The following is a 24639-nucleotide window of genomic DNA, read 5'->3' as shown; positions in this document are numbered from 1 at the left end:
CGTGGCGCGTCAGAGGCCGAGCATCCGGCCGATGATCTCCTTCTGGATCTCGGTCGTGCCGCCGTAGATCGTCTGGATCCGCGAGTCGGTGTAGGCCTTGGAGATCGGGTACTCGTTCATGTAGCCGTAGCCTCCGTGCAGCTGCACGCCCGCGTCGACCACGCGCTTCTGCAGCTCGGTGGTCCACCACTTCGCCATCGACGCGAGCGCGGTGTCGACCTCGCCGGCGTTGAGCCGCAGCACGCAGTCGTTGATGAAGACGCGGGCGATGTGGGCCTCGGTCGCCATCTCGGCCAGCACGAAGCGGTTGTGCTGGAACTTCCCGATGGGCTTGCCGAAGGCCTCGCGCTCCTTGGCGTAGGCCAGGCACAGGTCGAGGACGTGCTCGATCGCGGCGACCGCGATGCAGCCGATGGAGATCCGCTCCTGCGGCAGGTTCTCCATCAGCGAGATGAAGCCGGACCCCTCGGCGCCCAGCAGGTTCTCCTTCGGGACGCGTACGTCGGTGAAGCTGAGCTCGGCGGTGTCCTGGGCGTGCAGGCCCATCTTGTCGAGGTTGCGGCCGCGCTCGAAGCCCTCCATCCCGCGCTCGACCACGAGCAGCGAGATGCCCTGGTGGCCGGCCTCGGGGTTGGTCCGGCAGACCACGATCACCAGGTCGGACAGGATCCCGTTGGAGATGAAGGTCTTCGAGCCGTTGAGGACGTAGTGGTCGCCCGCGTCGACGGCCGTGGTCCGGATGCCCTGGAGGTCGGAGCCGGCACCCGGCTCGGTCATCGCGATCGCGGTGACGAGGTCTCCCGACACGCAGCCGGGCAGCCAGCGCTGCTTCTGCTCCTCGGTGCCGAGGGAGGAGATGTAGGGGACGATGATGTCGGTGTGCACCGCGAAGCCGGGGCCGGAGGCCCCCGCGCGGGCGGACTCCTCGGCCAGCACCATGTTGTAGCGGAAGTCCTTGATGCCGGGCCCGCCGTAGGCCTCGTCGACGTCGAAGCACAGCAGCCCGCGCTCGCCGGCCTTGCGCCAGATCTCGCGGTCGACGATGCCGGCCTCCTCCCACGCGGCGTGGTGGGGCGCGACCTCCTTGTCGAAGAAGGCGCGGGCCACGGCGCGGAAGTCCTCGTGCTCCTGCTCGAGGATGCTGGGGCGGTCAGGCATGGTGTCTCTTCTCTGTGGTGGGACGGGCGCGCGCGACCAAGCGCGCCGCGACGTAGGCGGGCTCGCGCAGGGCTGCGACGAAGGCGTACTGCTCGACCCCGGCGAGCGGCCGGGCGACGGGGTCGAAGCGGTCGAGGGTGTCGGCCTGCGACCAGACGACGTCGAGCTCGCCCAGCCGTTCCCACGGACCGGCGCCGCGGGAGACCTCCAGGACGTACGACGTCGGGGGCAGGCCGTCGTCGCCGGAGCCGCCGACCGGGCTCAGGCCGAAGGTGAGCGCCCGGCCGCCGGCACGCACCGGCAGGAGGGTCGTCAGCCGGCCGAAGCGGCGCGGGGGGCGCAGGGTCAGCAGGTAGCGGCTCCACGGGTGCTCGCCGGTGCTCGCGAACAGCAGGTCGGCATCGTCGCCGCCGGGTGCCGCCCCGGGCAGCCGGAGCGCGAGCCCCTCGATGTCCGGCCAGCCCTGGGGGAGCCCCATCGCGCGGGACCAGCGCGCCCGGCAGGACCGGGTGCCCGCCTCGTCGAGCGCCGGGATGCCGAGGCCGGGCGCGTGCTTGGCGAGGGTGAGTCGCCCGGCGCCGTGGTGCCCGACGGGGTGGAGCGCCTTGTCGCGGCGCACCAGTCCGGTCGCCGCGGCGGCCGCAGCGAGGGCGAGCCCCGGTGCCAGGCCGGTGAGGCGGCGGAGGGGAGCGGCAGGGGAGCGGTGGGTCATTGTCTCCACTACCCCGTCGCTGCCCTGGATACGCGGTTCAGGGCGTCCAGCATCGCGGTCGGGCCGAGGTCCTCGAGGCGGTAGCCGTGGGGATAGGTCGTGGGCTGGTGGACGTGTGCGGTGCGGCGGGGCGGGGCGAGCCGGAGCAGCCGGCCGCGCAGGCGCAGCCCCGCGCGGACCGCGCGCACGAACCAGGCCGGCTGGCGGGGGAGGCCGAGCACCTCGCGCAGCGGCTCGTCCATCACCGCGATCGTCACCCGGCGCAGCAGCGGTCGCAACGGGGGAGGTGCGACCTCCTGGGCGATGCGGATCGACGACTCGGCCAGCCGGGTGGCGGCCGGCGTGTGCGCGAAGAGCCGCCGCTCGTGGTCGACGAGCAGTGCGAGGTAGCCGTCGTACGTCGTGGGGAGGTCCTTGATGCCCATCAGCTCGCCGAAGCGGGTGGTCACCTTGGCGATCGCGGCCAGCTCGTGGGGGTCGAGCCGGCGCCAGCCGTAGGCGTCGATCCAGCGGACGGGTCCGACGATGGTGGTCGCCAGGACGTAGGCGAACTCGTCGTTGGTGATGTCGTAGTGGCCGTGGATCCGGTTGAGCCGGCGCAGGGCGGCGTGCGAGCGCGGGGAGTCGATGCCGTCGAGGGTGGCCTCGTCACCGATCAGGATGGTGTCGTCGTAGCGCTTGACGCCGTGGTCGGCGAACTCGCGCGTGCGGTCGAGCAGCTCGGCGATCGAGGGGATGCCGTAGTCGCGCATGAAGGCGATGCCGGTGCCCTGCGTGTAGTCCCAGGGGAACTCAAAGCGGGCCGTCAGCCGCAGGATCTCGTCGTGGTCGACCTCCGGGTCCAGCGACTGGATCCGGCGGAGGTTGGCGAGGCGACCCGGTGCGTGCACGGGCTCAGGACACCCATTCCTTGACCTGCGCGACGGTGGCGGCAGGGTTGTCGGAGACCGGCGTGATGTTGAGGTCGGTGACGCCGGCCTCCTGGAACGCGGCGATGCGCTCCTTGACGTAGGACTCCGGGCCGACGAGGTTGGCCGCCTCGAGCCACTCGGTGGGGATGAGCGCCTCGGCCTCCTTCTTCTTGCCGGAGAGGTAGAGGTCCTGGATCTCCTCGGCCTCCTTCTCGTAGCCGTAGGCGCGGGCGACATCGTTGTAGAAGTTCTTCCCCTTGGCGCCCATGCCGCCGACGTAGAGGGCGAAGATGGGCCGCGCGAAGTCGAGCAGCGCCTTGGTCTCGGGCCCCTCGCCGATGGCGACCATGCCGCCGGCCATCACCTGCAGCGGCGCGAGGCCCTCCTGGCGCTTGGCGTTGCCGGCCTCGAGGGCGTCGCCCCACACAAGGTGGGCCTTCTCGGGGTGGAAGAGGTGGGGGATCCAGCCGTCGGCGATCTCGGCGGTCTGCTCGACGTTCTTCGGGCCGAGGGCGGCGATCCAGATCGGGATGGTGTCGCGCTCGGGCCTGGTCAGCAGCTTGAGCGGCTTGCCCAGCCCCGTGACAGCCCCGTCGTCCTTGGTGAGCGGCAGGTGGAAGACCCCGTCGGCCGTCAGGGGCTCGCGCTTGAGGCCGCCGCGGATGATCTCGACGACCTCGGCCGTGCGGGCCATCGGCTTCGAGTACGGCACGCCGTGGAAGCCCTCGATCACCTGCGGGCCGCTCACGCCGATGCCGAGGATCGCGCGGCCGCCGCTGACGTTGTCGAGACCGGCCGCGGTCTGGAGGAGGGCGCCCGGCGTCCGGGAGTAGATGTTGAGGATGCCCGAGCCGATCTTCACGGTCTCGGTCTTGGCGGCGAGGTAGCCCATCAGCGTGGGCGAGTCGAAGCCGTAGGCCTCGGCGACCCAGACGCTGTCGAGGCCCGCCTTCTCCAGCGCGACCACCTGGTCGGCCGCGGTGCGGGGGTTGCCGTCGTACATCAGCAGGGTGGCGAGACGCATGGCTCAATCGTGACAGTGACACTGTCACGATGGCAAGAGGCGCCAGATCGCGGCGGCGTCGTCGTCCGGCAGCTCGAAGAAGCCGAACCTGATCCTGCTGGTGGGCAGGTGGTCCTTCACCTCGGCCAGCGGGATCGGCTCGACCTCGCGCAAGGCTGCCGCGCGACGCCACCCGCCCTCGATCACGGTGCTGGGCTCCGGCCCCTCGCCGGTCACCTCGCCGGCGAACGTGATCGCGCGCAGCGGCTCGCCCTTCGGGTACGTCGTGGTGGGGGAGTAGATCAGCACCCGGTCGCCGACGCTCATCCGGGCGACCGGGGCGCGCTTGCCGTGGTTGGCCATCACGAACCCCTCGGCCAGCCCGCGACGGGCGTGGTCGCGGGAGGCCACCAGGACCCAGGTGCGCGTCATGCCGTCGAGGCTAGGGCCGGGGTCCGACAGCCACACGTGTCCGGGAAGTCGCCCTGCGATCGCGGTCCCGGGGGCGACATCTCGGACACGTGTACGCCGTCAGCGACGGAGGCGGTCGAGGATCCCCTGCGCGCGGGGCGAGGGGTGCCACACCGGTGCCGTCCGGTCGGACGGCAGCGCGGGGTAGAACCGCCGGCACTCACCGGGGACGACGACGAGGTCGCCCCAGGACGTCTGACCGACGAGGGTCTGGAAGTAGAGCCTGCGCAGTCCGCCGGGACAGCGCAGGTCGTGGGGGTCCGCGGACGTCGAGGACCGGCGGGCGAGGTCGCGGGTCAGGACGCGCACGTCCCCTGCCGGCACCACGGTCTCGCTCAGCTGCCCGAGCTCGGGCGCGTCGGGCTGCCAGCACGACACCATCCGGACGATGTCGGCGGCCTCGCCCGTGAGTGACCGCGCGGGCCCGGGAGGGACGAGGACGGCGTCGCAGGACAGGTCCGCGGTGCGTGACGCCGAGGTCGGCGGGGTCCGCCCCGCGCGCTCGCGCTCGACGAGGGCGAGGGCCGTGTCGAGCACGTCCGAGGCCCCCAACCACCTACCGGCAGCCGTGGTGACGAACCCGCACGTGCCGGTGTCACCGTGGACCTTCGCCGCTCGGCCGCGCGAGAACCGCAGCACCAGGTCGTACGCGGGTCCCCCCTGCATCGTGCAGGCGACGTCGCCGTCCGGAGCGGGGGCCAGGCTCGACAGCCGGTCGACGAGCTCGGCGAGGTCGCCCTCGACCAGCTCTGCGGGTGCGGTCCACGGGAGCGAGGAGTCAGGGTCCGCGCAGACCAGCAGCGCCACCGGCTCGGCCTCCAGCGGCAACGTCGGCACGTCGTGGACCTCGGTGGTGCACGTCAGCTGGCCATCGATCCGGTAGTGGTCGTCGGCCGAGGTCATCGGCACGGCGTCGTCCTCGCGGTCCAGGACGCGGGGTACGACGGTGATCGCGGTGAGGACCAGGACGACGGCGCCCAGGGCCCCGGCGACGTACCCCCGTCTCGTCATGCGCCGAGCATGGAACGGGCGAAGCCGCGACGGAAGGCTCGTCACCGAACCGTGATCGTGGAGTCCTCGTGCCACCAGGTGGCCTCAGGGCTCCACGATCCTCCCCACCGGCTCGGCTGGGTCTCGATACGCCCGCTCGCCGGCTACTCGACCGCCTTCGAGGCCCCGTGCCAGGACTCCCAGAGGGCGGCGTAGGAGCCGCCGGCGGCGACGAGGTCGTCGTGGGAGCCGAACTCGGAGATCACGCCGTCCTCGACGACGGCGACGCGGTCGGCGTCGTGGGCGGAGAAGAGCCGGTGCGCGATCGCGATGACCGTCCGTCCCTCCAGCACGGCCGCGAGCGAGCGCTCGAGGTGGCGGGCGGCGCGGGGGTCGATGAGCGAGGTGGCCTCGTCGAGCACGAGGGTGTGGGGGTCGGCGAGCACCAGCCGCGCGAGCGCGACCTGCTGGGCTTGCGCCGGCGTGAGCGAGCGGCCGCCCGACCCGACGACGGTGTCCAGCCCCTCGGGCATCGCGTCCACCCACTCGAGCGCGTCGACGGCCGCCAGGGCGGAGCGGACGGCGTCGTCGGACGAGCCAGGGCGTGCCAGCACGACGTTCTCGCGCAGCGTGCCGACGAAGACGTGGTGCTCCTGGGTGACGAGCGCGACGTGGCCGCGCAGGTCGTCGAGCGGCAGCTCGACCAGGCCGACGTCACCGACGGTCACCCGGCCGGTGCGCGGCGGGTGGATGCCCGCGAGGAGCCGGCCGAGGGTCGACTTGCCGGCGCCCGAGGGCCCGACCATCGCGATGCGCTCGCCGACCCCGACGTCGAGGTCGACGCCGTGCAGGACGTCGCGGCCCTCGATGTAGGAGAACCGCACGTCCTCGGCGTCGAGCTTCTCGGTCGTGGGCACGGCGCCCGACACCGAGCGGTCGTCGGGCACCTGCGCGACGCCGAGCAGCCGCGCCAGGGAGGCGGCGCCCATCTGCAGCTCGTCGAGGATCGCGACGATCGTGTCGACCGGGTTGATCAGCATCTGGATGTAGAGCGTCGCCGCGGTCACCTCGCCGAGGGAGACGTCGCCGCGGGTGTAGAGCCACCCGCCGAAGAGCAGCGTGCCGACGACCGGCAGCAGATAGCTGATCTCCATGCTCGGGAAGAAGACGGTGCGGAGCTCGAGGGTGTACTTCTCCGCGGCGAAGGAGTCCGCGCAGTCCGCGTCGCCTGCCGCGATGCGCTGCGGCCCGAGCCCGAGCGCCTCGACGCTCCGGGCACCCTCGACGGTCTCGGTGAGGGTGGCGTTGATCTGGGAGTACGACGCCGACTCGCGTAGGTAGCCGTCCTTGGCCCGGGCGAGGTACCAGCGCAGGCCGACGACCAGCGGCGGGACGGCGAGCAGGCACGGCAGCGCCACCCACCATCCGACGCTCAGCGCGGCCACGAAGATCATCACCGCCGAGACCACGGCGATCGTCCACTCCGGCAGGGCCCACCGCACCGACCAGCCGAGCTGCTCGACGTCGCGGTTGGTGCGGGTCAGGAGGTCGCCCGAGCCGGCCGACTCCACGGTGCCCACGGGCAGGCCGAGCGTGTGGTCGACGAAGTCCTCGCGCAGCTCGGCCAGCACCTGCTCGCCGAGCACCTGGCTCAGGTAGCGCGCGAAACGGGTCAGCACCGTCTGGGCCAGCAGGAAGCCGGCGAGGAGCAGGGCGATGCGGTCGACATGGGCGATCGTGGTGCCGTCCTCGACCGCCTCGACGAGGCCGCCGAGGAGGCGCGGCGCGGCCAGGGCGGCCGCGGCTGCGGCCACGTGCAGCGTGAGCGCCGACCAGAGCAGCCGAGGGTGGCGCCGCGCCACGCCCTGCGCGTAGCGGCGCACCTGCGGGCCGTCGGCCACGGGCAGCGCGGTTCCCGGGGTGCTCACGTCGCCACCTCCGCGACGTCGCGCACGACGACCGCCCGGTAGCCGGGGTCCGTCTCCAGCAGAGAAGCGTGGGTGCCCGTCGCGACGACGCGCCCGCCCACGAGGAACGCGACCTCGTCGACGGTGTCGAGCAGGAGCGGACTGACCGTCGTGACCACCGTCGTACGACCGGCGCGGTGCTGGCGCAGCCGGGAGGCGATCCGGGCCTCCGTGTGGGCGTCCACGGCGCTCGTCGGCTCGACCAGCACCAGGACCTCCGGGTCGCTGGTGAGTGCGCGAGCCAGCACGAGGCGCTGCCGCTGGCCGCCGGAGAAGCTGCGACCCCGCTCGGTCACGATCGTGTCGAGGCGCTCCGGGAGGCCGTCGAGGATGTCGTCGGCACTCGCGGTCCACAGCGCCGCGGTGACGTCGCCGCGGCCCGTCACGTCGAGGCGGTCGGCGAGCCGGCCGGAGAAGAGCTGGGCCGAGGTGTCGGAGACGACGATCCGACGACGGACCTCGGCGCGCGGCAGCGCGGTGAGGGGTACGCCGCCCAGCGTCACGTCGTCGTCGACCTCGGCCGCGGCGAGCCCGAGGCGGTCGGCGAGCAGCGCCGACTCGTCCGGGTCGTCGGACACGATCGCGGTGAGCCGCCCGGGGGCGACGGTGATCCCCGACCTGGCGTCGTGCAACGGCGAGCCGGCGGGCGGGGACGGCAGGGGGGACTCCGGGTCGGTCAGGTCCGGCTGCAGCGCCAGCACCGTGCACACCCGCCGTGCCGAGACGCGGGCGCGGATGAGCTTGTTGGCGAACTCGGTCGCGGTGCGCAGCGGGATCATCAGGAACGCGGAGTAGCCGTAGAAGGCGACCAGCTCGCCGGCGGTGATCTGTCCGGCGACGGCCGAGCGGGCGCCGAGCCAGACGACCAGCACGACGAAGACGCCGGGCAGGAAGACCTGCAGGGCGTCGAGCACCGACTGCAGCTTGGCGACCTGGACGCCGGCGGCGCGGGTGGCCTGCGACTCGCGGCGGTAGCGCTCGAGGAAGACCTGCTCGCCGCCGATGCCACGCAGGACGCGCAGCCCGCCGACGATGTCGGTGGCGGTGTTGGACAGGTCGCTCATCATCTGCCGCTGGTGGGCGGCGCGGCGCTGCAGCGGCGAGAGCATCGGACCGATCATCGCCATCAGCAGCGGGACGCCGATCAGCACGACCAGGCCCAGGGTCACCGAGGTGCTCAGCAGGATCACCGAGACCAGGAGGAAGCTGACGATCGCCCCGGCGAAGCGGGCGGTCACGTCCATCACGTTGCCGAGGTGAGAGAGGTCGCTGGAGCCGACCGCGACCACCTCTCCCGTGGACACCTTGCGCGGGAGCGCGCCGCCGACGTGGACCGCCTGGCGGGTGACGAGCTGGACCGTGCGGTAGGCGGCGGTGAGCCAGTTGGTCACGGCGAACCGGTGGCGCACGATCCCGCTGACGGCCTGCACCACACCGATCGCGAACATCACACCCGCCCAGAGCACCAGCTCGCGCGCGTCCTTCGCCGCGACCCCGCGGTCGATGGCCCGTCCGAGCACGGCGGGCATCACCGCCTGGCACGACATCCACACGATGCCGAACGCCATGCCGCCGAGCAGGGTGCGCCGCTGGCCCATCGCCAGCCACCAGAGGAACCGCCCGGGCGTGCGATGGTCCGCGACTCCGGGATCGTCGAGGGGAAGGCTGCGCACCGGTAGAGCCTAGATTTCCGGTCCCGTCGCGGACGAATCCTTTTCCGACCGCGGCTCAGCGCCCCAGGCCGGGCACCACCTCGGCGCCCGGCAGGTCGGCCAGCAGCCGTCCGGGCACCAGCAGCTTGGAGCGTCGTACGCCACTGCCCAGCACCACGACCGGCTCGTCGAGCAGCGCCTCGTGGACCAGCACCCGCCAGCCCTCCGGGAGCCCGAGGGGCGTGATGCCGCCGTACTCCATGCCGGTCTCTTCGACGGCCCGGTCCATCGGGAGGAAGGAGCACTTGCGGACGTCGAGCAGCTTGCGCACGAGCGTGTTGACGTCGGCGCGGGTGTCGGCGCGGACGACGCAGGCCGCGATCCGCTCGTCACCCGCTCGCGAGCCCGCCACGACGACGCAGTTGCCGCCCGCCGTCATGGGGACGTCGTAGGCCTCGCTCATCGCCGCCGTGTCGGCGAGGTCGGGGTCGATCCGGACCACGGCGACCTCGGCCGCCCCCGCCCACCCGGCCAGCGCGGCCGCGACGGGCGGGGCCACCGCGTCGGGGTGCTCGGCGGCCGGGAGCGAGGTGAGGGTGGGGAAGGAGGGGAGCGTCACGCGGTCATCATGCGGCATTCACCCGGGCGTCATCCCCCCGTCCCGTCGGCCGTGCACGCTCGGACCATGACGGTGACCCGCGAGGCACCCCAGGACCGGGCCGGCACGGCCCCGTCGTTGGTCCTGACGCCCGCCGTGGTTGCGCACCGCGGCGCCAGCGGGCACCGTCCCGAGCACACCCTCGACGCCTACCGGACCGCGATCCGGATGGGCGTCGACGACATCGAGCTGGACCTCGTCGCCACGCGCGACGGGGTCCTGGTCGCCCGTCACGACCTCGAGCTCAGCACGACGACCGACGTGGCGTCGCGTGCCGATCTCGCCCACCTGCGCCGCACCCGGGTCGTCGACGGGGTGGTGCAGAGCGGGTGGTTCGTGCAGGACCTCACCCTGCCCGAGCTCAAGACGCTCGCCACCCGCGAGCGGATGCCGGCGACCCGCCCCGGCAACACGGCGTACGACGGGGCGGAGGGCGTCCCGACGCTCACCGAGGTGCTGGCCATGGTCGGCGCCGAGTCGGTCCGGCGGGGACGGCCGGTCGGCGTGCTCCTCGAGCTCAAGCACGCCGCCCACCACGATGCAGCGGGCCTGCCGCTCGACGTCCCCTTGCTGCGCGCCCTGGCGCGGCACGGGCTCGACCACCCGTGGGCGGGGGTGGTCCTCATGTCGTTCGAGGCCCCCATCCTGCGCCGCCTCGCCGCCCGCTCCCGGCTGCCGATCGTGCAGCTCCTCGACGCGGGCGAGCAGCCGACGGAGGAGCTGCTCGACCGCATCGACGAGTACGCCGACGGCATCGGCCCGCACACCTCGCTCGTGCTCCCGCGCGACGCGGTGGGCGCCATCGGCGCGCCGTCCTCGCTCGTGCGCGACGCGCACCGGCGCGGCCTCACGGTGCACGTGTGGACGGTGCGCGGGGAGAACCGCTACCTGCCCAGCAACCTCCGTCTCGGCGGGGCCCCCGACGCGCTCGGGGACATGGCGGCCGAGGTGCGTGCGCTGCTCGCCGCCGGGGTCGACGGGGTGATCACAGACCACCCCGAGGCGGCGCTCGCGGCCCTGCGGGAGGTGCGGCCCTGCTGATGACGGACGCGGCCGCGCACCGGCGTACGCTCGGCGCGTGACGCACGCCACGGACCGTTCGCAGGCCCTCCTCGAGCGCATCCGCGCGTCCGTGATCGGCGACGACCAGGTGATGCAGGGCCCCTACGGCCCGCGCCGGGTGACCTACGCCGACTACACGGCGTCGGGGCGCAGCCTGGCCTTCATCGAGGACTTCATCCGCGAGGAGGTGCTGCCGGCCTACGCCAACACCCACACCGAGGCGAGCGGCACCGGCCTGCAGACCACCCGCCTGCGCGAGGACGCCCGGCGCATCATCCGCGACGCCGTGGGCGGCGACGAGGAGACCGTCGTGGTCTTCTGCGGCTCCGGCAGCACGGCCGCCATCGACAAGCTGATCGGCATCCTCGGCCTGCGGGTCCCGTGCGTGCTCGAGGACCGCTACCACCTGACCTCGCTGATCCCCGCCGACGAGCGACCGGTCGTGTTCATCGGCCCCTTCGAGCACCACTCCAACGAGGTCAGCTGGCGCGAGACGATCGCCGACGTCGTGACCATCCACGAGGACGCCGACGGCCGGGTCTCCCTCGACCACCTGCGCGAGGAGCTCGAGCGCCACGCCGGCCGGCCGCTGAAGATCGGCTCCTTCTCCGCCGCCTCCAACGTCACCGGGATCGTCACCGACACCGAGGGCGTGGCCGACCTGCTGCACGAGCACGGCGCCCTCAGCTTCTGGGACTTCGCCGCCTGTGCCCCCTACGTCGACATCGAGATGTACGGCCCCGGCAGCTCCCGCAAGGACGCGATCTTCATCAGCCCGCACAAGTTCATCGGCGGCCCGGGCACCCCCGGCGTGCTGGTCGTGCGCCGTGAGCTGATGGCCAACCGGGTGCCGGTCGTGCCCGGCGGCGGCACGGTGATGTACGTCAACCCGACCGACCACCGCTACCTCGACGACAAGGCCCACCGCGAGGAGGGCGGCACCCCCGCGATCGTGGAGTCGATCCGCGCCGGGCTCGTCTTCCAGCTCAAGCAGGCCGTCGGCGTGGAGACCATCCAGGCGCACGAGGAGGAGCTGCTCGAGCGGGCCGTCGCTGCATGGGTGGCCGAGCCGACCATCCAGATCCTCGGCAACCTCGACTCGCAGCGGCTCTCGATCGTGTCCTTCGTCGTGAAGGCTCCCGACGGGACCTACCTGCACCACAACTTCGTGGTGGCGCTGCTCAACGACCTGTTCGGGATCCAGACCCGCGGTGGCTGCTCGTGCGCGGGCCCCTACGGCCACCGGCTGCTCGACATCGACCTCGACCACAGCCACCGGTTCGAGGCCCAGATCGCGACCGGCTGCGAGGGCATCAAGCCCGGCTGGGTGCGGGTGAACTTCAACTACTTCGTCGACGAGGAGGTCTTCACCTACGTCGTGGAGGCCGTCCGCCTCGTGGCCCGCGAGGGCTGGCGGCTGCTCGGCGACTATCGCTTCGACCCGCTCACCGGCCTGTGGCACCACCGCACCGGCCCGGTCGAGCCGCCGCTGCGCCTCGCTGACGTGTCCTATGCCGACGACGGCACGATGACCCACCCCCGGCACACGACGACGGCCCCCGTCTCGGTGCTCAGGGAGCACCTCGACGAGGGCCGCGCGATCATGGCCGCCGCATCACCGCCGGACTGGTCGGACACCGCGCACCTGACCGAGGACTTCGACGACCTCAGGTGGTTCGCGCTGCCGGCCTGTTCCTTGGGCTAGATCGCGCGTGACCTCCGCGACGGCCACACCGTCGCGGCCAGGCCGGCGGCGCCCGCCGCGAGCCACGGGATCGGCATCAGCCAGCGCAGCTCGTCGGTCTCGACGACGTTGCCCTGGACCAGGGCCCACACCAGCACCATGCCGGCGAAGGCGACGCCCATCACGAGCTGGCCGATGTTGACCGGGTGGAAGCCCGTGGGCTTCTCCGGCGCGTCGAGCGGGCCGACCATCGGCTCGTCGTCGGGCCCGTAGACGTCGGTGTCCCACGCAGGGTCCCGATCGGCGTCGCGGGTGCTGTCGTACGTGCTGTCGAACTCGTTCATCCCGGGCTCCTCAGGCGGCTTCACGGACGATGACCTCGCCCGCGACCAGGTCGATGTTGATGGACATGTCGGGCACCCCGACCCCGCCGTCGCGGGAGCCGTCGACGTTGATGTCGAAGCCGTCGTTGCGCTGGTCGAAGACCCGGCTGTCGCCGGCCACGACCTCGGTGGTGACGTCGACGTCCATGCCGTCGGGGACGACCACCTCGATCCGTCCGCCGACGCCGTCGATGGTGATGTCGCGTCCGTCGAGGGCGTCGACGTCGCTGACCGCGGACAGGTCGAGCAGGAACTCGCCCCCGCCGAAGTCGTAGCTGTCCTCGACGGCACCGGGCGAGGTCGGCACGTAGGTGTGGTGGTCGTCGGGGAACTGGTCGCCGATGGAGGCTCCGGCGGTGGCCAGTGCCGCCACCAGGCCCAGCGCGATCAGGCCGCCGGCGCGGCCCCAGAACGATCCGACCAGGAGCATCAGCGCGATGATCCCGAGGGCGAGCGCCGGGTAGGCGCTGTCGGTGACCGTGGCGCCAGCCAGGTCGACCACGCCGAGCACACCCTCGGCGAGCGCGACCAGCGCGACGGTGAAGAAGAACAGCAGCGGCCCGCGGCGGCGTGGGTTGCGGGGACGGCGCGGCCCCCTGGCGTACGTCGCCGGCGGGACCCAGCCCTGCTGGACGTGCGCCTGGTCGTACGCCTGGTCGTAGGCCTGGACGTCCGTCTGGTCGTACGGCTCGCCGGTGACGCCGTCGGCGGCCGGCGCGCCCGGCGTGGTGACCGGTGCGCCCCGCGTCGGCGGCGCCCAGCCGTAGCCGCCGCCGGAATCGGACTTCTGCTTGCGGTTGAGGAACCACACCACGAGCACGGCGACGATCGCGAGCGGCCACGGGAACCAGAAGGCGCCGGCCCAGTCGCCGAAGGCGCACACGACGGCCAGCACGCCGACACCGGCGAGGGCGAGGGTGCGGCTGCGCTGGTCGAGGCCGAGCGGCTCGTCGTTCGTGCCCTCCTCGGGCACGAGGACCCAGGCGCCGATGTAGGCCAGCAGGCCTGCGCCGCCGAAGAACACGGCCACCACCAGCGCGACCCGCACGATGATCGGGTCGATGTCGAGGTGACGGGCCAGACCGCCGGCGACACCCGCGATGTGGCGGTCGGTGACGCTGCGACGCAGGCGGCCGAGGTCCTTCATCTCCTCGCGGGTGACGCGAGGACCGTGGCCGCCGCTGGGCGGCGTGGGCTGCTCGGTGGTGGGGCTGGCGTTGTCCATGGCTCCACTCTGGTCCGCCGCACGCCTCCGGACCATCGGGGACAGCCCTGATTCCTCGCCCTGGTTCCTCCCACGTGCACCGGGGAGCGACTCAGGGTCGGGTCGGGGTCGATCCTCATGGTTCGGCGGGTGCGTGCCTGCGACGATGGATCCACGATGAGCAACACCACCCCCGGCTCGACCCCCCACGCCGCGCCCGGCGGCGTCCCCGCCTGGCGTGCCGCGCAGCCGCGCCGTGCCCACCGCGACCTCACCGCTCCGATCGCCGGTGGCGTCGCGTCCGGCCTGGCCGCCCACCTGGCGGTGCCGGTGCTGTGGGTGCGGGTGTTCTTCGTCGCGACCGCGCTGCTGGGCGGCTTCGGCCTCATGCTCTACGCCGGGCTGTGGGTGTTCCTGCCCGCCGACCGGGGCTTCGAGGTGAGTGCCCCCGGCCTCGAGAGCGCGACCCGCACCGGCAAGCGTCCCGGGCGCCGGTCGCGGCTGCGTGACGCCGGCCCGGCGATCGCGATCGGCGCGCTGCTCTTCGGCGTGGTGCTGGGCTTCGAGGGGATCTTCGGCCAGGGCGCGCTCTTCTGGCCCGTCGTCCTCGGCATCGCCGGCATCGGCCTGCTGTGGCGGCAGGCCGACGAGGCCCAGCGCGAGCGCTGGATCGACTCCTCGGGCCGGATCGACCCGTTCCGGGCGGTCTTCGGCAACGGCGGGTGGGCGGCCTACACCCGCTTCGCGGCCGGGCTCGGCCTGATCCTGACCGCGCTGATCGTCTTCGCCGTGGCCGCGGGCCAGGCGACCTTCGCCGTGCCGGTCCTGGTCGCCGGGCTGCTGGGGCTCGTCGGCCTCGCGATCGTGGTCGGACCGTGGGCGATGCGACTGATCGACGACCTCGGCGCCGAGCGCGCCGAGCGGGTCCGCACCCAGGAGCGCGCCGACATGGCCGCCCATCTGCACGACTCGGTGCTCCAGACGCTCGCGCTGATCCAGAAGAACTCGCACGACGCGACCACCGTCGCCCGGCTGGCGCGCTCGCAGGAGCGCGACCTCCGGCGGTGGCTGTTCGAGGCCGACAGCTCCGACGCCACCACGCTCGCCGGCGCGCTCAAGGAGATGGCGGCCGACGTCGAGACCCAGCACCCGGTCGTGGTCGACGTGGTCACCGTCGGTGACTGCGACCTCGACGAGTCGCTCCGCCCGCTCGTGCTCGCCGCACGCGAGGCGGTGGTCAACGTCGCCAAGCACGCCGGCACCCAGCGCGCCGACGTCTACGCCGAGACGACCCCCGGTGCGGTCGACGTCTTCGTCCGCGACCGCGGGGCAGGGTTCGACGTGGACGGCGTCGCCCACGACCGCCAGGGCGTCCGCAACAGCATCGTGGACCGGATGGCCCGCCACGGGGGGAGCGCGGACGTACGCTCTGCTCCCGGCGAGGGCACCGAGGTCCGTCTGCACATGCCCCGCAGCCAGTCCCGGTCGCAGGACCACACCACCGACGAGGAGAACCGATGAGCCAGGCCAGTCCGAGCGGCCCCGTGCGGGTCGTCCTGGTGGACGACCACGCCATGTTCCGGGCCGGGGTCCGGGCCGAGCTGGCCGCGGCCGGTGCGGGTGTCGTCGAGGTCGTCGGCGAGGCCGCCGACGCCGACGCGGCCGTCGCCGTCGTGCGCGAGCTCCAGCCGCAGGTCGTGCTGCTCGACGTGCACCTGCCCGGCGGCGGCGGGGTCGAGGTGATGCGTCGCCACCCCTCGCCCGACACGCTCTACCTCGCCCTGTCGGTCTCCGACGCCGCCGAGGACGTGATCGGCACGATCCGCGGCGGCGCCCGCGGCTACGTCACCAAGACCATCACCGGTCCGGAGCTGGTCGACGCGATCGCCCGGGTGGCCGGGGGAGACGCGGTGTTCTCGCCGCGGCTGGCCGGCTTCGTGCTCGACGCCTTCGCCGGGTCGATCGACGTCGCGGCGGTCGACGAGGACCTTGACCGGCTGACCGAGCGCGAGCGGGAGGTGATGCGCCTGATCGCCCGCGGCTACGCCTACAAGGAGGTCGCCAAGGAGCTCTTCATCTCGGTGAAGACGGTGGAGACCCACATGTCCTCGGTGCTCCGCAAGCTCCAGCTCTCCAGCCGCCACGAGCTCACGAAGTGGGCCTCGGACCGCCGCCTGCTCTGACCCGAGCGGCGCCCCCAGGGGTGGGTTGACGTTTGACATCGCGGTGTCGAGGGGATGGGGTCGGGGTCCGACATCCTCTCTCGGGAAGCGAGTCCCCCGTGGCCGACACCGCCACCGTCCCCCGTCCGGACGAGGAGGACAGCGAGCTCAAGCGGTCCATCACGGGCCGGCTCCTGTTCTTCTACACGCTCGGTGACGTGCTCGGGTCAGGCATCTACGTCCTGATCGGCCTCGTCGCCGCCGCGGTGGGCGGCGCGTTCTGGATCGCCTTCGCCCTGGGCGTGACCGTCGCGGCGATCACCGGTGCGGCCTACGCCGAGCTGGTGACGAAGTACCCCCGCGCAGCCGGAGCCTCGCTCTACGTCAACAAGGCCTTCGGCAGCCGGCCGCTCACGTTCCTCGTCACCGTGTCGTTCCTCGCCGCGAGCATGGCCGCCTCCGGCTCGCTCGCCACGGGCTTCGCGTCGTACTTCGCCGAGCTGTGGTCGGGCCCGCCCGCGCTGCTGGTGTCGCTGCTCTTCATCGCGGTGCTGGTCGTCGTCAACTACATCGGCATCACCGAGTCGGTGGTCATCAACATGCTGATGACCTTCGTCGAGGCCGCCGGCCTGGCCATCATCATGGTCATCGGCATCGTCCACGTGGCCAAGGGCGACGCGGACTTCGGCGTGCTGACCCACATCGACACGGGGGGCGACTACAGCAGCCCGGCCCTCGCCGTGCTCGCCGGCATCTCCTTCTCCTTCTTCGCGATGACGGGCTTCGAGAACACCGTCAACGTCGCCGAGGAGACCATCGAGCCCTACAAGGCGTTCCCGCGCTCGCTGGTGGGCGGCATGCTCGTCGCCGGCCTGGTCTACGTCCTGGTCTCGATGGCCGCCGCGCTCACCGTGCCGACCGACACGCTCGCCGAGTCCGACGCGGCCCTGCTCGAGGTCGTGAAGGCGGGCATCCTGCCGTTCTCCACCGAGCTGATGACGACGCTGTTCTCCCTCATCGCGCTGGTGGCCATCACCAACACCACGCTCGTCACGATCGTCACCCAGCCGCGCATCCTCTACGGCATGGCCCGCGAGGACGTCGTCCCCGGCATCTTCGCCAAGGTCCACGTCACCCGCCGCAGCCCGTGGGTGGGCCTGATCTTCAGCGGGGTCGTGGTCAGCCTGCTGCTCGTTGTCGGCACCCTCCTCACCGAGGCCGGTGGCGGCATCGACCTGGTGGGCCGGCTCGCCACCGTGACGGTCGTGCTGCTGCTCGCGATCTACGCGCTGGTGATCGTCGCCTGCCTCATGCTCCGCGGGCACGACGAGCACGACGACATCTTCCGTGCGAACACCCCACTGCTGTTCGTCGGCCTCATCGGCAACCTCGCCATCCTCGGGTTCACGGTGTTCGACGACCCGGCCTCGCTGCTCTGGTGCGCGGCGCTGCTCGCGATCGGCGGGGTGCTGTTCCTCGCCGAGCACTTCTTCGGCGACAAGGGCACGGCCGACCGCACGCCCGACCTCGACGACGTCCCCACCGGATCCCAGGAGGTCTGAGATGCACGTCATCGTCGCCACGGACGGCTCCCGGCAGTCGCTGGCCGCCGCCAAGCACCTGAAGTCCTTCGCCGACCCGACCAAGGTGAGCGACGTCTCCGTCGTGGCGGTCGTCCGGCCGCTCGCCTCGGTGGCGTTCGCCGACGACCTCTCCGAGGGCAGGCTCGACGGCTCGTTCCGCGACGCCGCCCAGAGTGCTGTCGACACCGTCGCCGCGGTCTTCGACGGCTGGGGCCCGAAGGTGCACAAGCGCATCCGCAGCGGCTCGGCCGCCAACGAGATCATCAAGGCCGCCAAGCAGTACGACGCCGGCCTCGTCGTCGTGGCGGCCGGCGGTCGTGGGCTCAGCGACAGCGTGCTGGTCGGCAGCACCGCGCAGCGGGTGCAGCACTACGCACCCTGCCCGGTGCTCGTCGTACGCCCGGCGCCCCGCAAGCGGCGCAAGGGCTGAGGCGGCCCGCCCGGCCCGACTCACTAGGGTGTCCGCCATGGAGACCCTGCGGCTGGTGCTGCTGTTCGTACACATCCTGGGCTACGCGGCCCTCCTCGGCGGGCTGCTGGTCCAGGTGCGCGAGGAGACCAAGTCGGTCAACTCGCTGATGCGCGACGGCATCGGCACGGCCTTCCTCGCCGGCCTGCTGCTCGTCGGGGTGCTGGAGAGCCTCGGCTCGCCCGACCACGCCAAGATCGGCGTGAAGTTCGCCATCGGCCTGGTGATCCTCGTGCTCGTGATGGCCAACATGCGCAAGCCCAGCATCCCGCAGGGCCTCTACGTCGGCCTGTTGGTGCTCACCTTGGCCAACATCGCAGTGGCCGTGTTCTGGTCCCCGGTCCACGCCTGATCCGGACCCTCACCGCGGGACGGCACCTGTCGCACCCGCCGCATAGGCTGGGGTCGACATGAGCCCCACAGATGCACCGGCAGACCAGGCCCTCTTCGAGCACCGCGACAGCCCTCTCCTCGAGGGACTCAACGAGCCGCAGCGCGCGGCGGTGACCCACGCCGGCGCGCCCCTGCTGGTCGTGGCGGGTGCCGGGTCGGGCAAGACCCGGGTGCTCACCCGACGGATCGCCTGGCTGATCAACGAGCGCAAGGCGCACCCCGGGTCGATCCTGGCGATCACCTTCACCAACAAGGCCGCCGCGGAGATGAAGGAGCGCGTCGAGGAGCTCGTCGGCAAGCGCGCCCGGATCATGTGGGTCTCGACCTTCCACTCCGCCTGCGTGCGCATCCTGCGCAAGGAGATCGACCGGATCGGGTTCAAGTCGAACTTCTCGATCTACGACGCCGCCGACTCCAAGCGGCTGATGACGCTCGTGCTGCGTGACCTCGAGCTCGACCCCAAGCGCTACCAGCCCAACGCAGTGCTCCACTGGGTCTCCGACCAGAAGAACGAGCTGCGCGACCCCGAGGACGTCGCCAAGGAGGCGCGCAACTCCTTCGAGGAGGCCTATGCCAAGGCGTTCACCTCCTACCAGCTCCGGTTGCGCGAGGCCAACGCCCTCGACTTCGACGACCTGATCATGACCACGGTCCACCTGCTGCAGGCGTTCCCCGACGTGCGGGAGTTCTACCGCCGGAGGTTCCGGCACGTCCTCGTCGACGAGTACCAGGACACCAACCACGCCCAGTACAGCCTGATCCAGCAGCTGTGCGGACAGTCCCTGGAGGAGGGCCACCAGGAGTCGGTCGAGCCCAGCGAGCTGATGGTGGTCGGCGACGCCGACCAGTCGATCTACGCCTTCCGTGGTGCCGACATCCGCAACATCCTCGACTTCGAGCAGGACTTCCCCGACGCCACCACGATCCTGCTCGAGCAGAACTACCGCTCGACCCAGACCATCCTCACCGCCGCCAACTCCGTCATCGGCAACAACCGCGGACGCAAGCCCAAGCGGCTGTGGACCGATGCCGGGGACGGCGAGCGGATCGTCGGCTACGTCTCCGACGACGAGCACGACGAGGCCCGCTTCGTCAGCGAGGAGATCGACAAGCTCGTCGACAGCGCCGGCACCAAGCCCGCCGACGTCGCGGTGTTCTACCGCACCAACGCGCAGTCGCGCGTCTTCGAGGAGGTGTTCATCCGCACCGGCCAGCCCTACAAGGTCGTCGGCGGCGTGCGCTTCTACGAGCGGCGTGAGGTCCGCGACGCCCTGGCCTACCTCCGGATGCTGGTCAACACCGCCGACGAGATCTCCCTGCGCCGGGTGCTCAACACCCCCAAGCGCGGCATCGGCGAGCGCGCCGAGGCCTGCGTCGCCGCCCTGGCCGACCGCGACCGCACCACCTTCTGGGAGGCGCTCACCCGCGCCGCCGAGGCGCCCGGCCTGGCCACCCGCAGCCTGAAGAACATCGAGGCGTTCGTCGCGATGATCCAGGAGCTGCAGTCGATGGTCGAGGCCGATGAGCGCCCCGACGTGATCCTCGAGTCGGTGCTGGAGCGCTCGGGCTACCTCGCCGAGCTCGAGGCCAGCGACGACCCCCAGGACGGCACCCGCGTGGAGAACCTCGCCGAGCTCGTCGCCGTGGCCCGCGAGTTCGCCGAGGACCCCCAGCCCGGGCCGAGCGCAGACCCGGCCGACGTCGAGGCCGGCACCGTGGCCGTCGGGCTGGGCGACTTCCTCGAGCGGGTCGCGCTGGTGGCCGACGCCGACCAGATCCCCGACGCCCCCGACGGCGACGACTCGGGGGTGGTCACGTTGATGACGCTCCACACGGCCAAGGGGCTGGAGTTCCCGGTCGTCTTCCTCACCGGCATGGAGGACGGCGTCTTCCCGCACCAGCGCTCGCTCGGCGACCAGCCCGAGCTCGAGGAGGAACGGCGCCTGGCCTACGTCGGCCTCACCCGCGCCCAGCAGCGGCTCTACGTCTCCCGCGCGCTCGTCCGGTCCGCGTGGGGCGCACCGTCCCACAACCCCGCGAGCCGGTTCCTCGACGAGCTGCCGGTCGACCTCGTCGACTGGCGGCGCACGGCGTCGGAGCAGACCCGCTGGGGTCGTCCCGACCACGCGGGTGGCGGTTCCACGCGGCTCGGCACGCCCACCGACGCCGGGCGCCGCAACTTCAGCTCCGCCGCGCTGCGCGCCGACGCCGCCTCCAAGGCCAAGCCCGCGCGCGAGATCCCGAGCCTGGCACCCGGTGACCGGGTCGCGCACGACTCCTTCGGCCTGGGAACGGTGGTCGCCGTCGACGGCGTCGCGGAGAAGTCCGTGGCCTCGATCGACTTCGGCTCCGAGGGCGTCAAGCGGCTCCTGCTCCGCTACGCGCCGGTCGAGAAGCTCTGAGGCCACCACCCCACTCGGTGGTTGAGGTGCGAGCGGAGCGAGCCTCGAAACCAAGGTCTGGGCGACTCCGGCGGCTCCGCCCACTGGTCGAAGATTTCGACGCGCCCGTCGCGGCTTCGTTCCTCAGCCGCGGGGCTTGCTCAATCTCCCCTGACTGCCGACGCGCTCCGCGCGTCGGTCAGGGGACGATGCCGTGCTCGACGAAGGCCTGGAACGGGTCGACAGGGCCGCCGCCGCCGGGGCGCACCTCGAGGTGGAGGTGCGAGCCGGTCACGTGGCCGGTGGCTCCGACGGTGCCGATGACCTCGCCACCGGTGACGCGGTCGCCGACCGAGACGTAGATGCTGGTCTGGTGGCAGAACCAGATCTCGGTGCCGTCGTCGAGGGTCACCACGGTCTTGTTGCCGTAGGCGCCGTCGTAGCCGGTCGAGGTGACGGTGCCGTTGGCGATCGCCATGATCGGGTCACCGGTGTTGCCGTTGAAGTCCAGGCCGGTGTGGTAGTTCGCCCAGAGGCCGTACTGACCGAAGGTGGCGGTGATCTGGTAGCTGGCGAGGGGGAGAACCCACTTGTTCTCCTTGATCTTGGCCGCCTGCTTCTCGGCCTCCTTGCGGATCTCCGCGAGCTTGGCGGCGCGCTCGGCCATCTGCTTCTCGGCCAGCGCGACGAGCTCGGGGTCGGTCTCCTCGACCTGGACGTCGGAGTCGCGGGTCTCGCTGCGGCTCACGACCTCGCCACGGCGGGCGAGGGCGGTGCCGGCAGCGCCGACCGCGTTGGTGGCATCGAGGGACGCACCCGAGGAGGCCAGGGAGGTCGCTCCCGCGCCGGCGGTGACGGCTCCACCCGCGGAGATCGCGAGGACGGCGACGCCTGCCACGAGGGGCAGCGACGGCAGGCTGCTCACCATCGAACGGCGCGGGGGCGGGGTGGCCCGACGCTTGCCGGTCGTGGGTGCAGCCGGTGCCGAGGTGGCGCGACGCTTGGGAGCGCGCTCCGCTCGGTGGTTTCCCATAGGGGTAGTTACCAATCTGCCGGGTCAGGGGGGTCGGGTCGGCAAGACCGCGCACGACTGTAACGGAAAGATCACGGGTTGGTGCAACCCTCGATCAAATTCCTTGTGGAAGCGCTCGCAATGGTCGGTATCCGGACATCAGGCGCGCGCGGCCTGGTAGCGCTCGAGGGCCTCCGTGCGCTCGTCGGCGTGGTCCACGATCCGCAGCGGGTAGTCCTGCTCGTAGCCGGTGTCGGACTTCCACGGCTCGTGGGCGGCCTTGCCGGGCAGGTGGTCGAGCTCGGGCACCCAGCGGCGCACGTAGTCGCCCTGGGGGTCGAACTTCAGTCCCTGGGTGATCGGGTTGAAGACCCGGAAGTACGGCGAGGCGTCGGTGCCGGTGCCGGCCACCCACTGCCAGCCGTGGTTGTTGGAGGCGACGTCGCCGTCGATGAGCTGCTCGAGGAAGTGCTTGGCGCCCACCGGCCACCACACGTGGAGGTCCTTGGTCAGGAAGGAGGCGGTGATCATCCGGACCCGGTTGTGCATCCAGCCGGTCTCGCGCAGCTGTCGCATCCCGGCGTCCACGATGGGGAAGCCGGTGGTGCCGGTGCGCCACGCCTCGATCGCGTCCTCGGGGTCGTCGTAGCGCATGCCCTGCAGCGCGGGCTTGAGGTCGGCCCACGCCGACTCCGGGTGGTGCCAGAGCACGTCGGCGTAGAACTCCCTCCACGCGAGCTCATCGGCATAGGTCGAGGAGTGGTCGATCTCGGCGAGCAGCGAGCGCGGGTGCAGCACGCCGAGGTGGAGGTAGGGGGAGAGCCGGGACGTGCCGTCGCGGTCGGGGCGGTTGCGTGCGGTGGGGTAGTCGCGCAGGCCGTCGGCGCGGAAGGACCGCCACCGCCGCCAGGCCGCCTCCTCGCCGGCCCCCGGCAGCTCGAACGGTGCATCAGCGACCGCCTTCTCCAGCATCTCGACCGCCGTCGCCCGGGAGTCGGCGGCCACGAGGTCGGGGGAGCGCGGGGTCGCGGCCGGCTCGGGCCACCCGTGCTCGCGCCAGGCCCGGGCGAAGGCGCTGAACACCTGGTAGGGGCCGCCGCTGCCGTTGAGCACGCGCCCCGGCCCGACGGCGTACGGCGACCCGGTGGGCACGAGGTCGACGGACCCACCGACCGCGCGGTCGCGCCGCACGCCGTAGGGCGTCGTCTCGGCCGAGACGTGCACCCGGCGCTCACCGGCCACGCGCGGCACCACCTCCCGCGGGTCGCCGTGGTGGATGCTCAGCGGGATCCGCTCGGCGAGCGCGAGGACGTTCGCCGCGAGCCAGGCGCGTCGGGCGGGACCGGCGCCCGACCACAGGGCGGGGTCGAGGACGAAGAGCGCCTGGACGGACCCCTCCTCGAGCGCGGCGAGGAGCGCCGGGTTGTCGCGCACCCGCAGGTCGCGCCGGAACCACATCACCGAGGAGCTCGAGGAAGGCATGCTCCTCAACGTAGCGCCGGGGTGACCACCACCACGCTCACCCGACCTCGTGCCACCCGGCCGGACAGGTCTAGGGTGCCGAGAGGGAATCCCCGCCACTGTTCGCAAGACGAAAAGGACTGGTCACCTCGTGGACCTGATGGAATTTCAGGCGAAGGAGCTCTTCGCCAAGCACGGAGTCGCAACCACGCTGGGGGTCGTCGCCGAGACGCCCGAGGCCGCTCGGGCCGCCGCAGAGGAGATGGGCGGCGTCACGGTCATCAAGGCGCAGGTCAAGGCCGGCGGCCGTGGCAAGGCCGGTGGCGTGAAGATCGCGAAGACCGCCGACGAGGCCGAGTCCTACGCCCGCGACATCCTCGGCATGGAGATCAAGGGCCTGCGCGTCAACCGCGTCCTGGTGACCCCGGCGACGCCGCCGGTCGAGGAGTACTACTTCTCCTTCCTGCTCGACCGCTCCAACCGCTCGCACCTGTGCATCGCATCGGTCGAGGGCGGCGTGGAGATCGAGGAGGTCGCCAAGACCAACCCCGACGCCGTGAAGCAGATCCCGATCAACGCGCTCGAGGGCGTCACGCCGGAGAAGGCCGCCGCGATCGTCGACGAGGCCAAGTTCCCCGCCGAGCTGCGCGACCAGGCCATCGAGATGGTCCAGAGCCTCTGGCAGGTCTACGTCCAGGAGGACGCCACCCTCGTCGAGGTCAACCCGCTGGCCCGCCTCGAGGGCGACAAGCTGGAGGCCCTCGACGGCAAGGTCTCGCTCGACGAGAACGCCTCCGAGGTGCGCCACCCCGACCACGCGCAGTTCGAGATCCGCGAGGAGGCCGACGCGCTGGAGTCGAAGGCCAAGGACAAGGGCCTCAACTACGTCAAGCTCGACGGTCAGGTCGGCATCATCGGCAACGGCGCGGGCCTCGTGATGAGCACCCTCGACGTCGTCGCCTACGCCGGTGAGGCACACGGTGGCGTCAAGCCCGCCAACTTCCTCGACATCGGTGGCGGCGCCAACGCCCAGGTGATGGCCGACGGCCTCGACGTGATCATCAACGACCCGCAGGTCAAGAGCGTCTTCGTCAACGTCTTCGGTGGCATCACCGCGTGCGACGAGGTGGCCAACGGCATCAAGGGCGCCCTGGAGATCCTCGGCGACAAGGAGAGCAAGCCCCTCGTCGTCCGCCTCGACGGCAACAACGTCGAGGAGGGACGCCGCATCCTCGACGAGCTCAACCACCCGCTGGTCACCCAGGTCGACACGATGGACGGCGCGGCCGACAAGGCCGCCGAGCTCGCCCACCAGGCCTGAGA

The 24639-nt window shown here is 71.9% G+C and carries 22 protein-coding genes; 9 read left to right on the top strand and 13 right to left on the bottom strand.

Annotated elements, in window-relative coordinates; genetic code table 11:
- Positions 1–9: 9 nt before the first annotated feature.
- From ASC64_RS18315 to ASC64_RS18275, 9 genes are all read right to left on the bottom strand, one after another.
- Positions 10–1158 carry an acyl-CoA dehydrogenase family protein gene (locus ASC64_RS18315; protein WP_056908973.1) on the bottom strand — a complete coding sequence of 383 codons (1149 nt, stop codon included), beginning with the start codon at positions 1156–1158 and terminating at the stop codon, positions 10–12.
- A complete protein-coding gene (locus ASC64_RS18310; protein WP_056908972.1) occupies positions 1151–1870 on the bottom strand; it encodes a hypothetical protein in 720 nt (239 codons plus the stop codon). Before ASC64_RS18310 ends, ASC64_RS18315 begins: the two co-directional genes overlap by 8 nt.
- A gap of 8 nt (positions 1871–1878) precedes the next feature.
- On the bottom strand, positions 1879–2760 hold the full coding sequence (locus ASC64_RS18305; RefSeq protein WP_056908971.1) for an oxygenase MpaB family protein: 882 nt from the start codon (positions 2758–2760) through the stop codon (positions 1879–1881).
- 4 nt (positions 2761–2764) lie between these two features.
- Positions 2765–3805 (bottom strand): LLM class F420-dependent oxidoreductase, encoded by a 1041-nt coding sequence (locus ASC64_RS18300; protein ID WP_056908970.1) that lies wholly within the window; start codon positions 3803–3805, stop codon positions 2765–2767.
- 24 nt (positions 3806–3829) lie between these two features.
- Positions 3830–4216 carry an EVE domain-containing protein gene (locus ASC64_RS18295; protein WP_056908969.1) on the bottom strand — a complete coding sequence of 129 codons (387 nt, stop codon included), beginning with the start codon at positions 4214–4216 and terminating at the stop codon, positions 3830–3832.
- Between the two features lie 99 nt (positions 4217–4315).
- A complete protein-coding gene (locus ASC64_RS18290) occupies positions 4316–5266 on the bottom strand; it encodes a hypothetical protein (RefSeq protein ID WP_056908968.1) in 951 nt (316 codons plus the stop codon).
- 143 nt (positions 5267–5409) lie between these two features.
- Positions 5410–7173: an ABC transporter ATP-binding protein gene (locus tag ASC64_RS18285; protein WP_056908967.1), complete on the bottom strand. Its 1764-nt coding sequence runs from the start codon at positions 7171–7173 to the stop codon at positions 5410–5412.
- Positions 7170–8885: an ABC transporter ATP-binding protein gene (locus ASC64_RS18280; RefSeq protein ID WP_056908966.1), complete on the bottom strand. Its 1716-nt coding sequence runs from the start codon at positions 8883–8885 to the stop codon at positions 7170–7172. Before ASC64_RS18280 ends, ASC64_RS18285 begins: the two co-directional genes overlap by 4 nt.
- Before the next feature lie 55 nt (positions 8886–8940).
- Entirely contained in the window at positions 8941–9483 is a 543-nt protein-coding gene (locus ASC64_RS18275; RefSeq protein ID WP_235563817.1) for a YbaK/EbsC family protein, read from the bottom strand.
- Positions 9484–9549: 66 nt separating this feature from the next.
- On the opposite strand from ASC64_RS18275, the gene ASC64_RS18270 reads away from it, so the two are divergent.
- Together ASC64_RS18270 and ASC64_RS18265 are read left to right on the top strand one after the other, a co-directional pair.
- On the top strand, positions 9550–10563 hold the full coding sequence (locus ASC64_RS18270; RefSeq protein WP_056908964.1) for a glycerophosphodiester phosphodiesterase family protein: 1014 nt from the start codon (positions 9550–9552) through the stop codon (positions 10561–10563).
- A gap of 37 nt (positions 10564–10600) precedes the next feature.
- Positions 10601–12289, top strand: coding sequence for an aminotransferase class V-fold PLP-dependent enzyme (locus ASC64_RS18265; RefSeq protein ID WP_056908963.1), 1689 nt, complete (start codon positions 10601–10603; stop codon positions 12287–12289).
- Here ASC64_RS18265 and ASC64_RS18260 read toward each other — a convergent pair.
- Positions 12286–12612 (bottom strand): hypothetical protein, encoded by a 327-nt coding sequence (locus ASC64_RS18260; RefSeq protein WP_056908962.1) that lies wholly within the window; start codon positions 12610–12612, stop codon positions 12286–12288. The two genes, ASC64_RS18265 and ASC64_RS18260, sit on opposite strands and share 4 nt — an antisense overlap.
- Before the next feature lie 10 nt (positions 12613–12622).
- A complete protein-coding gene (locus tag ASC64_RS18255) occupies positions 12623–13876 on the bottom strand; it encodes a PspC domain-containing protein (protein ID WP_056908961.1) in 1254 nt (417 codons plus the stop codon).
- A gap of 156 nt (positions 13877–14032) precedes the next feature.
- Between ASC64_RS18255 and ASC64_RS18250 the strand changes: the two genes are divergently transcribed.
- From ASC64_RS18250 to pcrA, 6 genes are all read left to right on the top strand, one after another.
- Positions 14033–15376 (top strand): ATP-binding protein, encoded by a 1344-nt coding sequence (locus tag ASC64_RS18250; RefSeq protein ID WP_082550618.1) that lies wholly within the window; start codon positions 14033–14035, stop codon positions 15374–15376.
- Positions 15373–16038, top strand: coding sequence for a LuxR C-terminal-related transcriptional regulator (locus ASC64_RS18245; RefSeq protein ID WP_056908960.1), 666 nt, complete (start codon positions 15373–15375; stop codon positions 16036–16038). Before ASC64_RS18250 ends, ASC64_RS18245 begins: the two co-directional genes overlap by 4 nt.
- A 98-nt stretch (positions 16039–16136) precedes the next feature.
- Positions 16137–17579, top strand: a complete 1443-nt coding sequence (locus ASC64_RS18240; RefSeq protein WP_056908959.1) for an APC family permease — start codon at positions 16137–16139, stop codon at positions 17577–17579.
- A gap of 1 nt (position 17580) precedes the next feature.
- Positions 17581–18030 (top strand): universal stress protein, encoded by a 450-nt coding sequence (locus tag ASC64_RS18235; RefSeq protein ID WP_056908958.1) that lies wholly within the window; start codon positions 17581–17583, stop codon positions 18028–18030.
- 37 nt (positions 18031–18067) lie between these two features.
- Positions 18068–18421: a hypothetical protein gene (locus ASC64_RS18230; protein WP_056908957.1), complete on the top strand. Its 354-nt coding sequence runs from the start codon at positions 18068–18070 to the stop codon at positions 18419–18421.
- A 58-nt stretch (positions 18422–18479) separates the two neighbouring features.
- Positions 18480–20864 (top strand): DNA helicase PcrA, encoded by a 2385-nt coding sequence (gene pcrA / locus ASC64_RS18225; protein ID WP_056908956.1) that lies wholly within the window; start codon positions 18480–18482, stop codon positions 20862–20864.
- Between the two features lie 178 nt (positions 20865–21042).
- On the opposite strand, the gene ASC64_RS18220 is transcribed toward pcrA, so the two are convergent.
- Both ASC64_RS18220 and ASC64_RS18215 read right to left on the bottom strand, forming a co-directional pair.
- On the bottom strand, positions 21043–21876 hold the full coding sequence (locus tag ASC64_RS18220; protein WP_156385280.1) for a M23 family metallopeptidase: 834 nt from the start codon (positions 21874–21876) through the stop codon (positions 21043–21045).
- Positions 21877–22014: 138 nt separating this feature from the next.
- On the bottom strand, positions 22015–23337 hold the full coding sequence (locus ASC64_RS18215; RefSeq protein ID WP_056908954.1) for a cryptochrome/photolyase family protein: 1323 nt from the start codon (positions 23335–23337) through the stop codon (positions 22015–22017).
- 130 nt (positions 23338–23467) lie between these two features.
- On the opposite strand from ASC64_RS18215, the gene sucC reads away from it, so the two are divergent.
- Entirely contained in the window at positions 23468–24637 is a 1170-nt protein-coding gene (gene sucC, locus ASC64_RS18210) for an ADP-forming succinate--CoA ligase subunit beta (RefSeq protein ID WP_056908953.1), read from the top strand.
- The last annotated feature ends 2 nt before the right edge of the window (positions 24638–24639 follow it).

The organism is Nocardioides sp. Root122 (genome assembly GCF_001425025.1).
GTDB lineage: Bacteria > Actinomycetota > Actinomycetes > Propionibacteriales > Nocardioidaceae > Nocardioides.
Note: the sequence above shows the minus strand (reverse complement) of the source record. Positions and strands in the feature narration are given on the sequence as shown.

Excerpts from the sequence above, each read along its gene's own strand:
- ASC64_RS18315 (WP_056908973.1), bottom strand. The coding sequence starts at position 1,158 with ATGCCTGACCGCCCCAGCATCCTCGAGCAGGAGCACGAGGACTTCCGC.
- ASC64_RS18310 (WP_056908972.1), bottom strand. The coding sequence starts at position 1,870 with ATGACCCACCGCTCCCCTGCCGCTCCCCTCCGCCGCCTCACCGGCCTG.
- ASC64_RS18300 (WP_056908970.1), bottom strand. The coding sequence starts at position 3,805 with ATGCGTCTCGCCACCCTGCTGATGTACGACGGCAACCCCCGCACCGCG.
- ASC64_RS18295 (WP_056908969.1), bottom strand. The coding sequence starts at position 4,216 with ATGACGCGCACCTGGGTCCTGGTGGCCTCCCGCGACCACGCCCGTCGC.
- ASC64_RS18290 (WP_056908968.1), bottom strand. The coding sequence starts at position 5,266 with ATGACGAGACGGGGGTACGTCGCCGGGGCCCTGGGCGCCGTCGTCCTG.
- ASC64_RS18270 (WP_056908964.1), top strand. The coding sequence starts at position 9,550 with ATGACGGTGACCCGCGAGGCACCCCAGGACCGGGCCGGCACGGCCCCG.
- ASC64_RS18260 (WP_056908962.1), bottom strand. The coding sequence starts at position 12,612 with ATGAACGAGTTCGACAGCACGTACGACAGCACCCGCGACGCCGATCGG.
- ASC64_RS18255 (WP_056908961.1), bottom strand. The coding sequence starts at position 13,876 with ATGGACAACGCCAGCCCCACCACCGAGCAGCCCACGCCGCCCAGCGGC.
- ASC64_RS18250 (WP_082550618.1), top strand. The coding sequence starts at position 14,033 with ATGAGCAACACCACCCCCGGCTCGACCCCCCACGCCGCGCCCGGCGGC.
- ASC64_RS18245 (WP_056908960.1), top strand. The coding sequence starts at position 15,373 with ATGAGCCAGGCCAGTCCGAGCGGCCCCGTGCGGGTCGTCCTGGTGGAC.
- ASC64_RS18235 (WP_056908958.1), top strand. The coding sequence starts at position 17,581 with ATGCACGTCATCGTCGCCACGGACGGCTCCCGGCAGTCGCTGGCCGCC.
- ASC64_RS18230 (WP_056908957.1), top strand. The coding sequence starts at position 18,068 with ATGGAGACCCTGCGGCTGGTGCTGCTGTTCGTACACATCCTGGGCTAC.
- pcrA (WP_056908956.1), top strand. The coding sequence starts at position 18,480 with ATGAGCCCCACAGATGCACCGGCAGACCAGGCCCTCTTCGAGCACCGC.
- ASC64_RS18220 (WP_156385280.1), bottom strand. The coding sequence starts at position 21,876 with ATGGGAAACCACCGAGCGGAGCGCGCTCCCAAGCGTCGCGCCACCTCG.
- ASC64_RS18215 (WP_056908954.1), bottom strand. The coding sequence starts at position 23,337 with ATGCCTTCCTCGAGCTCCTCGGTGATGTGGTTCCGGCGCGACCTGCGG.